We start from the raw sequence: 12,967 nt of genomic DNA, 5'->3' as shown, positions 1-12,967 counted from the left end.
TTATATGGCAGATCAATTAACGTTATTCGAAGAGTTTGATCCGTTCACAGGAGAAAAAAATAGAAAGATATAAGAGATTCTTTAGAATCAGTGTGTGGATGTGGTGCGTAAGGGGAAACCATTCAGTAGGCCTTTAAGGCCAAGGCCGGTAACAGAGGCTTCAAGCCGCAGAGCAAACCACCAGTTCACACTGGTGGTTTTGATTATGATAATAACAATTAGTAGGTTTGTAGCTCCTGATTCTCATGTGATTCCTAGTAAATTAGTACTGTATTCCTATCGTAAGCCTGGAAATTAAGAATGAAAGGTGATAGGCAATTCTAAAGTAAACAGAGAAAATATAACTAGATTACAACCGTGTATAGGCACTGAGGTAAACAAAGGGGAGAACAGTTCATGAGACTTAATTCATTATTTAACTTTAAAAAGAAAGAATCTACATATAAAAGAGATAAAGAAACGATATCATTTTGTAATGAAATCGATTTAGAACCAATTAATCAGAGAATGAAACAATCTGGTGGCTATTCATTTGAAAGAAAAATAGGGGAACTGATTAAGGTAAATAAACCATTTTCATTATTTATTTTAGAATTAGGAAGGTTACGCGTTATTAATGAATCGTTAGGAGTGGTTACAGGAGATTCATTTATTGAACATTTTAGGAACCGAGTAAATTCACTCCTTCCAAGGAACTGCTTTTTTAATAGAATTTTTGCGGATAAATTCGCTCTTGTTATATGGGATTATGACGATGAAAACCTTCCAGAGGGATTAGCGAAACGTATCGTAGAGTCATTAACGATTCCCTTTGTACTAGGAACAAACGATCTATTTGCAACAACGAGTATTGGTATCTGTAAATGGACGGATGACCAAACAAAGGATCAAGTGATTCGTCATGCATGGCAAGCTTTTTATACTGCAAGAAAAGATGGTGCCAATAATATTCACTGCTATAGAGCAATAGATAATTCAACCCCTTCTAATCCAATTGAATTAGAGAAAGAGTTGAGAAGAGCGATAACTAATCATGAATTCGTCATACACTACCAGCCTAGAGTATCTGCTATTACTAATCAGATTATCGCTGCAGAAGCATTAATCAGATGGGAACATCCTGAACGTGGAATGATTTCCCCTCTTGATTTCATTCCGCTCGCTGAAGAAATCGGATTAATTAATGCTATTGGTGATTGGGTACTGGCTGAAGTTTGTCTTTTTATCCATCGTTTGGAACTAGCAAAAATACCAATTGTTCCAATTTCAATCAATATCTCTGCACAACGATTACTCAAAAAGGATTTCAAAAGGCAAGTCCAAGTAGAGTTAGAAAAAAACAATGTCAATTCTAAATTTATTGAATTCGAAATAACAGAAGCGACTTTATTAAGGCATGAGGATTCTGTAAAAGTAGCAATGCAAGAACTAAAGGATTTAGGAGTTAAAGTTGCATTAGATGACTTTGGTACTGGGTATTCATCATTGGCTTATGTGAACCAGTTTCCAATTGATACGTTAAAAATCGATCGTTCATTTGTACGGAAGGCTACGGAAACAAAAGAATCAGCGGTAATTATCAAATCATTAATATACATGGCAAAAGGTCTTGAATTGAATCTTGTAGCGGAAGGTGTTGAGACTTTTGAGCAATTGTCATTTTTAAAACAGCAAGAATGTGAAGAAATCCAAGGTTTTATCTTTAGTAAACCGGTATCAGAAGATAGTTTCTGTACATTACTAAAGAAAAAAATACTAAAACCAGTCTCTGTGAAGAGTGCTGAACTAGCCAAGGATAGAAGGAAATATTTTAGAGTGCATTTACAATTTCCGATGCTTTCAAAAATGTCAATCATAAAAGTAGGAGGAAGAAGCTTAGAAATAGGTAACTCAGAAGTATTAGTAGAAGACATTGGTGCTGGTGGCATTCGCATGTTATCTACGTTGAATTTACCAGTTCGACCGGACTTAGTTTGTAACTTTAAGTTTATTATATTGGGAAAACCCCACAATTATGATGGGAAAATTTCATGGAAAGAAGAAGAACATGGAATTTACAAATATGGTATTCAATTTATTCTAGATGAAATAGACCGTGATAGATTAATTGGTGTTTTAAATCATTTTTCATCACAACTTAGAAGGAATCCATTTGTTCCGGAATGTAATATTTTAGCTGTTGATCGTTTCCAATATTTGAAGGAAGTAGCAACTTCAAAATAAAAGCATTTACAAGGCTATTTCGACTAACGGTTGGGATTGCCTTGTTTATCATGTTTTGAGAATATTAACCATTAAAAATAAGATAACGCTATCCTAAATCGATATGGTATGATTTATTTACATTATTTTAATGAATTTTGTCAAGAGGAGATTACCGATGGAAAATGAAAATATGATTAATATCCTTCTCGTTGACGACCGTCCAGAGAATCTACTGGCACTGGAGGCGATTATAGAGAGTGAAGAATATAATCTTATTAAAGCGAATTCTGGTGAAGAAGCATTAAAATATCTATTAAAATATGACTTTGCTGCAATTTTATTAGATGTACAAATGCCGGGAATGGATGGAATCAGAACAGCAAAAATAATAAAAGCAAGAGAAAAAACAAAACATATACCAATCCTTTTTATTACAGCGAACCATATGGAATCTGAACATATATTTATGGGGTATTCTGTTGGAGCTATTGATTATATATTAAAGCCAATTGATCCATTTGTATTAAAATCCAAAGTAGATGGATTTATAGATATATATCGTTTACATGTTCAATTGGTACAACAAACAAAGGCTTTAGAAGAGAAGAATAACGAGCTAATAGAAAAAAATAAGGAATTAGTGAAGCTAGCATCTGAATTGCGTAAATCTGAAGCGATTGCAAACATTATTCAACATACTTCACTAGATGCCATGATTCTGCTAGATGAACAAGGAACGATATTACAGACCAATCCAGCAGTGAAAGATATATTGTTATATGATGTGGATGAATTGTTAGACAAGTCTATTACTATACTACTACAAGATGTTGATATGGCATCTGTTCGTAGAGATATTTATGATACTAGATCAAATATACGTAAATCTGGAGTTGCATATCGTCGAGATGGGCAATCAATTCATGCTGAGATTCATTTTGGTAGACAACTAGTTAATAATCAATTAATTCTTGCGTGTACCATTCGTGATATTTCTGAACGAAAAAAGCATGAAGAGATGACTAGATTTATGGCATATCATGATGCATTAACCGAGCTACCGAATGTAACGTATTTTAATGAAAAGCTTGCAAGTGAAATTCAAGAAGCGAAGTTTTCTAATCAAACTTTTGGGCTAATGTATTTAGATTTAGATCGATTTAAGTTCATCAATGATTCACTTGGACATTTGATAGGGGATAGGCTGTTAATTGAAGTTTCCAGGCGGTTATTAGAGGTAGTGCGGGAAAACGATGTAGTCGCAAGAATTGGTGGTGACGAGTTTAATATTCTGTTACCGGATAGTTCACGTGAAGAGGCATTACAAATTGCTGAGAATATCCTTCATGCTTTCAAACAACCTTTTTACATTGATCAATATGAACTATTTATATCTACTTGTATTGGTCTAAGTGTTTTTCCTTACGATGGAGATGGTCCTGTAGAAATAATTAAGAATGCCGATATTGCATTAAATCGGGCTAAAAAGCTAGGCAGTGACCAATATCAGTTTTATCATGCGGGGTTAAATATCCAATCGTATCGTAACTTTACAATGCAAAATGATTTGAGAAAGGCTCTCTCTAGAAATGAGTTAGAGATAAACTATCAGCCAAAAGTAAATCTAGAAACTGGTACGATTGCAGGGTTCGATGCACTACTTCAATGGAATCATCCAAATTGGGGAACCGTTTCCGTAAAAGAATTGATTCCAATGTTAGAGGAAACTGGTGTAATAGTAGATGTTTGGTTATGGTACTTTAGAAAAGTATGTGAACAAATAACACAATGGAAAATTCAAGGCTATCCCTCTGTTCGAACAGGGGTCTTTTATTCTAATCAACAATTTTTGCATAAAGATTTATTTAGTACGATACAGCAAATTATCCTAGAAACAAAGGTTGATCCGACTCTAATAGAAATTGGAATTTTGGAATGTATGATACAAGAATATGAAGTAGTAATTAAAAAAGTGTTGGACCAATTAAATCAAATAGGTTTTAGAATTATCATTTATAATTTCGGTTCAGGGCATTTGTCGGTGAGGTATGTTAGTCAGTTCCCTATTAAAGGGATTAGTATGGAGAAGTCTTTTGCTGATAGACTCACATCAACGAATAGAGAAGCGAGTTTATTTATTACAACGATTAAAAGCTTTATTAACGTATTACAAATTGAGGTCATAGCAACTGATGTAGAGGATGCGGAACAGTTGGTTCGCTTAAAAGAGCTAGGTTGTTGTATTGTGTCAGGTCCAGCGGTTCATGGAGGATTTGATTATAGCCAACCGGAAGAAATATTAAGTGGTAAACCCTTTACAATCAATCTCGATTCACTAGATAACAAGATGACTCGAACTAATAATATCGAAGCTCCAGCAATTAATGGGAAAGAAAATGTTTCCCTACAAGAGGCAATGATTCAATTACAAACTAAGTATAATATTACATCTCGCGAGATGGATGTTTTCGAGTTAATCTTAAAAGGTTCAAGTAATAAGGAAATTGCTGAAAGTCTATATATTAGCGAACATACCGTGAAAAATCATGTGACAAGAATTTTTAATAAAATGGGTGTTAATGATAGGGTTCATGCAATAACGATACTATATCAAACATTTAGAAGTGAACATATTAAAGGGGCACTAGAATGAAAATAAGAACAAAAATACTACTATCATTAAGTACTCTTCCGATATTTTTAGTTATTTTGATTGCTTTTAGTTTGAATCAACGCTCCACAATTAATGATTTAAGTGATTCGTTAGAGACTAATTATGAGTTAACAATCTTAACTGAACAAATCCATCGAGATATTAAAGATGAAGGAATATCATTACGGAATATTGTTATCTTCAATGACGAGCAATATATTCAAAAAGAACTTGCAAATATTGAGATAGAGAAAGAAGAATTGGCAAGAAATATTACAACATTAAAAGGTATTGTACAAAGTGAAAGTCAGCAAACTGCAGTTGCAGAGCTGGAACAGTTAAATAATGAATTTAATCATTATATTTTACAAGTTATTGAACTAGTTAAGGCAGGGAATAAAGAAGAAGCGTTAAAACTAATCGGGGAGAACTCTCTAAGTTTGCACGAGGAGTTCTTTTCGGTAATAAAAGAGATTACGACGATGTTTGAAACAAATATGATTAGTGAATTTAATGTAGTTCGTTCAGGTTTCAATAAGGAACAAATAATCACTATCCTGGTACTCTCTCTCTTTCTTCTAATAATATTCCTATTATTAACTCGAACTGTTTGGAAGGTTACCCATCGGCTAACAACTGTTGCCAATATAATGAGGAAAGTTGCTAATGGTGATACCGATTTAAATACGCAAGTTGAAGTGAACACCACGGATGAGATTGGTGAAGTCGCCCAAGCATTTAATCGAATGACATCCTCATTAAATGCCCAAATGGAGAAAGAACAAGATTTGACATGGGCTAAAACGAATATCGCTAATATTACAACAAGCCTAACGGGAACACAACATATGGAAACATTAGCTCAAACATTTTTATCAAAAGTTGTCCCTACAGTTGGTGCAAGCCACGCGGTATTCTATGTGCAAGAAACGATGGAAGGAGATCCCGTTTATCGGTTAGTTGGATCATACGCTTTTAAAGAAAGAAAACATTTAACTAATACTTTCCGCCCGGGGGAAGGATTAATTGGACAAGCTGTAGTAGAGAAATCACCAATTATCTTAACTAATGTACCTGATGATTATATACGAATTCGATCTGGGTTAGGAGAAGCTACACCAATCAGTGTATATGTATTGCCAATTCAGTTCGAAGGGGATGTGAAAGCAGTCATCGAGATCGCTTCATTCAAACCATTCACACAATCTGGGCAACAGTTCTTAGAAGATTTGATTGCCGATTTAGGAGTTATTCTAGATAGTGTGATGAGTAGAATTAGACTAGCAGCATTGTTAGAAGAGTCACAGGCATTAATGGAAGAAACACAAGCACAAGCAGAAGAGTTACAAACTCAACAGGATGAATTACGTGCAACAAATGAAGAACTTGAAGAACAGACTCAAGCATTGAAACAATCTGAAGAAAAATTACAGTCTCAACAAGAAGAACTAGAAGAAATTAATGCGGATTTAGAAGAAAAAACAAGGATTTTAGAAGAGCAAAATAAACAATTCATTCGTAAGAATAAAGAAGTAGAAGCAGCTAAGATGGAAATTGAGGAAAAGGCTGAACAGCTTGCACTAAGTTCGAGATATAAATCAGAATTTCTAGCAAATATGTCTCATGAGTTGCGAACACCACTTAATAGTCTATTAATTTTATCGAAACTATTAGCGGATAATAAAGAGGGCAATTTATCAGAAAAACAAATAGACTTTTCTCGAACGATATATTCATCAGGAAATGATCTGCTTGCGATGATAAACGAAATACTAGACTTAGCTAAGATTGAATCAGGTAAAGTGGAAGTGCAACCGAGCAATGTTAATATTAAGCATTTAGTTCAGTTCATCGAAAACTCATTTAAATCGATTGCAGAGATAAACGGATTAGATTTTCATATTACAGTAAATAAACATGTGCCAACTACTATTTATAGTGACGAAATTCGAATTCAACAAGTTTTAAAAAATTTGCTAGCTAATGCATTTAAGTTTACGGAACAAGGTGAAGTACAACTTGAAATAGATGTTCATATAGACGAGAATAATCAGGAAATCATTACCTTTTCTGTTAAAGACACAGGAATAGGTATACCAAAAGAAAAACAAAAAATAATATTTGAAGCATTCCAACAGGCGGATGGAACGACTAGTCGTAAATATGGTGGAACTGGTTTAGGACTTTCTATTGCAAGGGAATCTGCAAACCTTCTTGGAGGAGATATTAAAGTAGAAAGTATGGTAGGAAAAGGCACTATATTTACTTTTAATGTTGGAAACTTTAAGGCATCAAAACATGTTGTTCATTCTAGTATGAGGGAGTCAGCTGTTACGACAGAGCTAGTAGAGGTAGAAGACCCTATCTCGATTCCTCAAATAGAAAATGTGGAACCAGAATCAGAAGGGCTAGGCCAAATCTTAATAGTCGATGATGATAAGGTTCAACGGAATAGTCTGATGGAATTAATCGGGGATATGGATGTTGTGTTGAAGGCTGTTTCATCTGGGTATGAAGCTGCTGAACAATTGAAGAATAATTATTTCGATTGTATTATTCTTGATTTAGGTCTTACGGACACGACTGGATTTGATCTATTAGAGCTCATTAAGGATACCGAACAAACAAAAAATATTAAAGTAATAATTTATACGGGTAGAGAATTAACTGCAAAAGAAGAAATGCAATTAAATAAGCATGCACATACGATTATTATTAAAGACCAACATTCTCCAAGTCGTTTAAAGGAAGAACTGCAGTTGTTCTTAGGTGAGAATCAACAATTGGAAAAATTAGATACAGGTAGTTTTCAAGTGCACTCCAAGAAGGAATATGAAATTCTTAAAGGAAAACAAGTGCTATTAGTCGATGATGATGTGAGAAATGTTTTTGCTTTATCTAGTATATTAGAGCAGTTAGAAATGAAAATCACCTTTGCCGAAAACGGAAAAGAAAGTATAGAAGCTTTAGCTACTAATCCTTCAATTGATATTGTGTTAATGGATATTATGATGCCAGAGATGGATGGCTATGAAGCAATGCGTGTTATTCGAAGTAATCCAACATATCATACCCTTCCAATCATTGCATTAACTGCTAAGGCGATGAAAGAAGACCGCGAGAAGTGTTTAGAAGCTGGTGCCTCTGATTATATCGTTAAACCAATCGATCCGGATCAGTTAGTTTCATTAATAAAAGTTTGGTTATATCAGAGTGAAGGGAATTGATGGATGGTGAAGGAATTCGATTCATTTGAAGGTTCCGAATATCAAGAGATTGATTTAGAAAAAATTGAAATACAGCTGTTATTGCAGGGAATATATGACATGTATGGATATGATTTTAGAGAGTATGCTTATCATTCTATTAGAAGAAGGGTAATCCATAGAATGCAAAATGAGAATCTATCATCTATTACTCAACTACTTGATAAAGTATTACATGATACAGCCACACTAAAGCGGTTAGTAGAGAATTTCTCAATAAATGTTACTGAAATGTTCCGTGATCCATCATTTTTTTTGCAATTTCGTGAAAAAGTAATTCCAATGCTTCGAACATATCCATCGATTCGTATCTGGCATGCGGGGTGTTCAACAGGTGAAGAAGTATATTCTATGGCAATGCTCTTATATGAAGAGGGGCTTTATGATAAGACAAAGATTTATGCTACCGATTTCAATACGAAAGTGCTTAAAAAAGCGAAAAGAGGTATTTTTCCAATTGAGAATATGAGAAAGTATACGAATAATTATATTCTATCAGGTGGAAAAAGCGCATTTTCCGATTATTATACGGTTACAGATAATGGGGTAGTATTTAAACCCTTTTTAACGGAACATGTTATATTTGCACAACATAATTTAGTTACGGACAAATCATTTAATGAATTTCATGTGATTTTATGCAGAAATGTATTGATTTATTTCAATAAAGAATTACAGGTAAAAGTTCATCAGCTATTTTATGATAGTTTAGGGATGTTTGGTATTCTTGGATTGGGTAGTAAAGAAACTATATACAATAAAAACTATGCAGATGTATATGAGCCTGTAAGTGTACAAGAAAAATTATATCGAAAAATAAAATAAACTTAATATTGTAAGAGGCTGGGACAACAGTATTTCTGTCAACGGTAATCCGTGGTTAAAAAATTTAACGTAATGATTTTTCCCAGCCTCTTCATTTAGTTATTTATTGACATCTACATTTCAAACTCATCTAAAGCATTTCGGAATAACCTGTTTAATTTTTCAGTAACTTGTTTGCCCGTTGGATTTTTTAATTGCTGAATGGTTGCTTCTAAATGAATTAACTCACTTTCAGCATACCTTAGTAGTTTGTCAAAATGGTTAACATGATGGTTGTAATTTGTCGTAACTTTTTGATGAATGAGAGTATGTAATTCATTTTGGATTTCTCCATCAGTTACTAATGTTTCACATAGTTGTATAAAATCCATAGGAGGAAACTGATTAGTTTTCTCCAACCATTTAGCAATGAGTATAGGACGAATAATGTTAATAACTGTTTTTATTTCAGGATTTTTTCTTTGGAGCTGCTGTAAATTATTTTTAGCCATATTTACATAATGAATCATACAAGCTTTTTGGTTCAGTATCTTTGGTAATAATCTCTTCATTCTTTCTGTAGATGAACTGTTGATGTAATAAACAATTGGGGAATGTAACCATTCCAAAAGAGAAGGATTGGACTTCCTCAACAATCGTAGTGCCTTTGTTATCTCCCAACCATGTATATCCAGTTCTACATGTTCTTGCACATCAATGACATCGCGATTGTTCTTTGTGCCAATTGGATCAATACTTAGATAAACTTCCGGCGGATGTATATAAATAAATCGGACATCATAATCACTACTATCTGAATTTAATCCCCAAGCACGACTTCCGGCTTCACAAGCAAATAAAATTTTAACATAATAATTCTTTTCAATTTGTTCTAATCTTTCTATAATAGGCTGCTTCAAGATAAATTCTCCTTAATAAGAAATTATTAACTAGTTTGTATTATAAAATCAAAATGGTTGTAAATATGAGTTTTTCTGGGAAACTATAAATAAAGGTTCGAATAATTGGAGGGAACATAATGGAAATGAATGTAAAATGGGATGGAAAAATGGCCTTTACAGGATTTGCTCCATCTGGACATAAATTAAAAATGGATGCAGCTGAATCTGTAGGTGGTGAAAATACTGGTGCAAGACCAACAGAGCTACTATTAAGTGCTGTAGCAGGGTGTACTGGGATAGACATTGTATCAATATTAACAAAGATGCGTCATACCCCTACATCATTTCAAATGAATATAGCTGGTGACCGAGCAGATGATCATCCAAAAAAATTCACAAAGATTACAATTCATTATGCAATTGAAGGAGATATTCCAGAAGATAAAGTAATTCGAGCAATTGAATTATCTATGGATAAATATTGTTCTGTTTCTCATTCACTTAGTGCTGAAATAACAGCTACCTATTCACTTAATGGCAACACCGGGGAGAAAAGCATTTAAGCTTTCTCCTTTTTTATATTTATGGTAGAAGAGATAAAGGAATTTGAAAGTGAAATATAATTATCATTGACCATATAGTAGCTAATATCCATGCGACCAAAGGTCTATGATAATGAGCCCATAATGTTGTAAACATAACAATATCAAAAAGAACGACCATATCATTGACCAACCATTCTCATGCCTAATTAATGAAAAATAGTTCAAATTGATATATTCAACAGTAGCATATAAGAGGACCCATATGAATACCCAGATTATTTTCTTATACATCTCTTTGGGGAATCGATCAAGGAAAATCAATATAGTTACGGGATATACAATTAGCATAATGAGTAGTGAAATAATCGTGTGATTTTGTAAAATTTCAGTTGCGAATATCGTTTCTTGATACCGCCATAACGGTTGTTTGATTGTTATTATATTAGCAAATAAATCACATAATATGAAGAACAGTATCGTCGGATAATACCTTTTCCAATCATGCCAATTAGCTAATTTTATTCCTGCTGCTAAAAAACCAAAAATATAGAAAAAATGCATTAATCTCTCTCCATGTATCAGACGTTATTATGTTTATATAAATGTAGTAGTTTTCTAATAGAGAAGAAGTTAACTAACAGTAAACCATATACGAATGGATAGATGATGGCAGAATACCATATACTCCATTTCTCATAATAAAAAAACCCTATCTTAACACTCAAATACTCGTACAATACAGAGAATACGCACCAACCTAAAATGTATAAACATTTGGTTAGGAGCTTTTTATTTAATGGGAAATAATTAAGAAAGATAATATTTAAAGGTGGATATATAAGGAGGATAACGATGAACGTTTCATAGTCTACTCCCTTTTCAAAATAACCATAAAAGTCATACTTAAATTCTAAGATATTATCGACAAGTAATTGGAATACCATAGCAAATAGCGAAGTTGTGTACAGCTCTACAACATAGATTCTCTTTTTAATAACAAAAGCAATGGTTAAAAAGATAAAAGCCGAAATTATAGCGAAAATCATATAGTCGCCCCTCGCAATTAATTATTTCTATTTTGTAATTGGAAGTGTAAATTTATACCAAATTATATTGTGAAGAAAAAGTTGTCGATTATTAAAAGGCGATAAATCAGTAATCGTCTTGACTTTTTTGAAAATTACTGTATAATGAATGACAATCAGTCATTTTGTGGAGGAAGCAAATGGACAATAAAAAAGAACGGATAATACACGCAGCAATGGAAGTTTTTACGGAAAAGGGACTAGAAAAAACAAAGGTTTCTGACATTGTAAAGAAAGCAGGCATTGCACAAGGAACTTTCTATATTTACTTCTCATCCAAACTATCAGTTGTTCCATCCATTGCAGAAGTAATGGTTGAGAAGACGTTAAATGAAATTATGAAAAAAGTGAATAAGAAAGATCCTTTTGAGGATCAAATGAAAGATGTTATTGATGTAGCATTTTCCGTTACAAAAGAATATCGTCAAATCTTTGCATTAGTATATGCTGGCTTAGCCTCTACAGATTACTTGCAAGAATGGGAAGCACTGTACTCCCAATATTATTCTTGGATGAGTAGATTTTTAAGCGAAGCAAAAGATGCTGGAACATTACGTCAAAATTTAGACCCGGACCAAACTGCTGTATTATTAATTGATTTAATTGAATCGGCAGCTGAGCAAACCTTCTTATATTCCCATGGGGATAAAGATATGGAAGCCATTAAGAAAAAGGAAGTATTGGAGTTTTCGATGTATGGTTTAGGAGTTAGACCCCAATAAATTGATTTTTTTAAAATGCCATTAGATGCGATAGTTTAATAGTTTAAGATAGATTATTTCCTTCAAACTAGGAAATTTTCTTTTACGCATAAAATGACTGAATGTCAGTCACGGAAAGTGGAGAGTGTTAGTATGAATAAATCATGGATATATGTTGTGTTAACTAGTTTAGCCGAATTGGTGTGGATTTACGGATTTAATACAGCATCTACATGGTGGCATTGGGTTCTAATCATATCATTTATTTTATTGGATTTACATTTTTTAGCGAAAGCATGTGAAGGGCTTCCGACTGGTACGGTATATGCAATCTTTGCAGGATTCGGTACGGTTGGAACGTTTATAATGGATATATTTATTTTCCATGAGCAATTTAGCATTTCTAAAGTATTCTTTATTTTACTCATTATTGCTGGAGTTATTGGATTGAAATTATCAGATGATCATAAGGAAACGAAAGGAGTGGTAGAATAATGGGTTGGTTTTATGTCGTGTTAGCAGCAGTCAATGAATTAATTGGTGTATGGGGATTAAATCGTTTTAGCAAACAGAAAAACATTGCTAACGCTCTATTATATGCTGGTGGACTTGGTCTTTCGTTTACGTTTATTTATGCCTCATTTGATTACTTACCAACAAGTATTGCATATGCAACATGGACCGGAGTTGGAACTGGTGGAGTTGTATTAATGAATATGTTATTTTTCGGTGAGTCAAAAAGCATAATTAGAATGGTAAGCTTATTAGCAATTATCATTGGTGTTACCGGATTAAAGGTAGTATAA

General features: G+C 33.4%; 11 protein-coding genes and 1 pseudogene. 9 read left to right on the top strand and 3 right to left on the bottom strand.

What is annotated here, in order from left to right:
* The 5 genes and pseudogenes from IEV35_RS20510 to IEV35_RS13180 form a co-directional block, all read left to right on the top strand.
* Positions 1-73, top strand: a pseudogene (locus IEV35_RS20510) (IS200/IS605 family transposase); the annotation flags it as partial.
* A 323-nt stretch (positions 74-396) separates the two neighbouring features.
* Positions 397-2,223: an EAL domain-containing protein gene (locus IEV35_RS13195; RefSeq protein WP_188385126.1), complete on the top strand. Its 1,827-nt coding sequence runs from the start codon at positions 397-399 to the stop codon at positions 2,221-2,223.
* 157 nt (positions 2,224-2,380) lie between these two features.
* Positions 2,381-4,858 (top strand): EAL domain-containing protein, encoded by a 2,478-nt coding sequence (locus IEV35_RS13190; protein ID WP_188385125.1) that lies wholly within the window; start codon positions 2,381-2,383, stop codon positions 4,856-4,858.
* Complete coding sequence (locus IEV35_RS13185) at positions 4,855-8,085, top strand: response regulator (protein ID WP_188385124.1); 3,231 nt, start codon at positions 4,855-4,857, stop codon at positions 8,083-8,085. The genes IEV35_RS13190 and IEV35_RS13185 overlap by 4 nt, the downstream gene beginning before the upstream one ends.
* A 3-nt stretch (positions 8,086-8,088) precedes the next feature.
* Complete coding sequence (locus tag IEV35_RS13180) at positions 8,089-8,949, top strand: CheR family methyltransferase (RefSeq protein ID WP_188385123.1); 861 nt, start codon at positions 8,089-8,091, stop codon at positions 8,947-8,949.
* A 113-nt stretch (positions 8,950-9,062) separates the two neighbouring features.
* Here IEV35_RS13180 and IEV35_RS13175 read toward each other — a convergent pair whose 3' ends face one another.
* Positions 9,063-9,848, bottom strand: a complete 786-nt coding sequence (locus tag IEV35_RS13175) for a nucleotidyltransferase domain-containing protein (RefSeq protein WP_188385122.1) — start codon at positions 9,846-9,848, stop codon at positions 9,063-9,065.
* 119 nt (positions 9,849-9,967) lie between these two features.
* Between IEV35_RS13175 and IEV35_RS13170 the strand changes: the two genes are divergently transcribed.
* The gene (locus IEV35_RS13170) at positions 9,968-10,393 is read left to right on the top strand and encodes an OsmC family protein (protein ID WP_188385121.1); all 426 of its coding nucleotides are present in this window, start codon (positions 9,968-9,970) and stop codon (positions 10,391-10,393) included.
* A gap of 81 nt (positions 10,394-10,474) precedes the next feature.
* Here IEV35_RS13170 and IEV35_RS20470 read toward each other — a convergent pair whose 3' ends face one another.
* Together IEV35_RS20470 and IEV35_RS13165 are read right to left on the bottom strand one after the other, a co-directional pair.
* The gene (locus IEV35_RS20470; RefSeq protein ID WP_373284757.1) at positions 10,475-10,936 is read right to left on the bottom strand and encodes a CBO0543 family protein; all 462 of its coding nucleotides are present in this window, start codon (positions 10,934-10,936) and stop codon (positions 10,475-10,477) included.
* A 17-nt stretch (positions 10,937-10,953) separates the two neighbouring features.
* Positions 10,954-11,421, bottom strand: coding sequence for a CBO0543 family protein (locus tag IEV35_RS13165; RefSeq protein WP_188385120.1), 468 nt, complete (start codon positions 11,419-11,421; stop codon positions 10,954-10,956).
* 179 nt (positions 11,422-11,600) lie between these two features.
* Here IEV35_RS13165 and IEV35_RS13160 point away from each other — a divergent pair, with 179 nt between their 5' ends.
* The 3 genes from IEV35_RS13160 to IEV35_RS13150 all read left to right on the top strand — a co-directional run bounded on the left by IEV35_RS13160 (position 11,601) and on the right by IEV35_RS13150 (position 12,967).
* Positions 11,601-12,182, top strand: a complete 582-nt coding sequence (locus tag IEV35_RS13160; RefSeq protein ID WP_188385119.1) for a TetR/AcrR family transcriptional regulator — start codon at positions 11,601-11,603, stop codon at positions 12,180-12,182.
* 132 nt (positions 12,183-12,314) lie between these two features.
* Positions 12,315-12,656, top strand: coding sequence for a DMT family transporter (locus IEV35_RS13155; protein WP_188385118.1), 342 nt, complete (start codon positions 12,315-12,317; stop codon positions 12,654-12,656).
* Entirely contained in the window at positions 12,656-12,967 is a 312-nt protein-coding gene (locus IEV35_RS13150) for a DMT family transporter (protein ID WP_188385117.1), read from the top strand. The genes IEV35_RS13155 and IEV35_RS13150 overlap by 1 nt, the downstream gene beginning before the upstream one ends.

Origin of the sequence: Ornithinibacillus halotolerans (assembly GCF_014637405.1) — a bacterium.
Classification (GTDB): Bacteria; Bacillota; Bacilli; order Bacillales; family Amphibacillaceae; genus Ornithinibacillus; species Ornithinibacillus halotolerans.
This window is presented reverse-complemented; position numbering and strand designations above follow the sequence as displayed.

Coding starts and splice junctions, on each gene's coding strand:
- IEV35_RS13195 (WP_188385126.1), top strand. CDS start 397: ATGAGACTTAATTCATTATTTAACTTTAAAAAGAAAGAATCTACATAT.
- IEV35_RS13190 (WP_188385125.1), top strand. CDS start 2,381: ATGGAAAATGAAAATATGATTAATATCCTTCTCGTTGACGACCGTCCA.
- IEV35_RS13185 (WP_188385124.1), top strand. CDS start 4,855: ATGAAAATAAGAACAAAAATACTACTATCATTAAGTACTCTTCCGATA.
- IEV35_RS13180 (WP_188385123.1), top strand. CDS start 8,089: ATGGTGAAGGAATTCGATTCATTTGAAGGTTCCGAATATCAAGAGATT.
- IEV35_RS13170 (WP_188385121.1), top strand. CDS start 9,968: ATGGAAATGAATGTAAAATGGGATGGAAAAATGGCCTTTACAGGATTT.
- IEV35_RS20470 (WP_373284757.1), bottom strand. CDS start 10,936: ATGCATTTTTTCTATATTTTTGGTTTTTTAGCAGCAGGAATAAAATTA.
- IEV35_RS13165 (WP_188385120.1), bottom strand. CDS start 11,421: ATGATTTTCGCTATAATTTCGGCTTTTATCTTTTTAACCATTGCTTTT.
- IEV35_RS13160 (WP_188385119.1), top strand. CDS start 11,601: ATGGACAATAAAAAAGAACGGATAATACACGCAGCAATGGAAGTTTTT.
- IEV35_RS13155 (WP_188385118.1), top strand. CDS start 12,315: ATGAATAAATCATGGATATATGTTGTGTTAACTAGTTTAGCCGAATTG.
- IEV35_RS13150 (WP_188385117.1), top strand. CDS start 12,656: ATGGGTTGGTTTTATGTCGTGTTAGCAGCAGTCAATGAATTAATTGGT.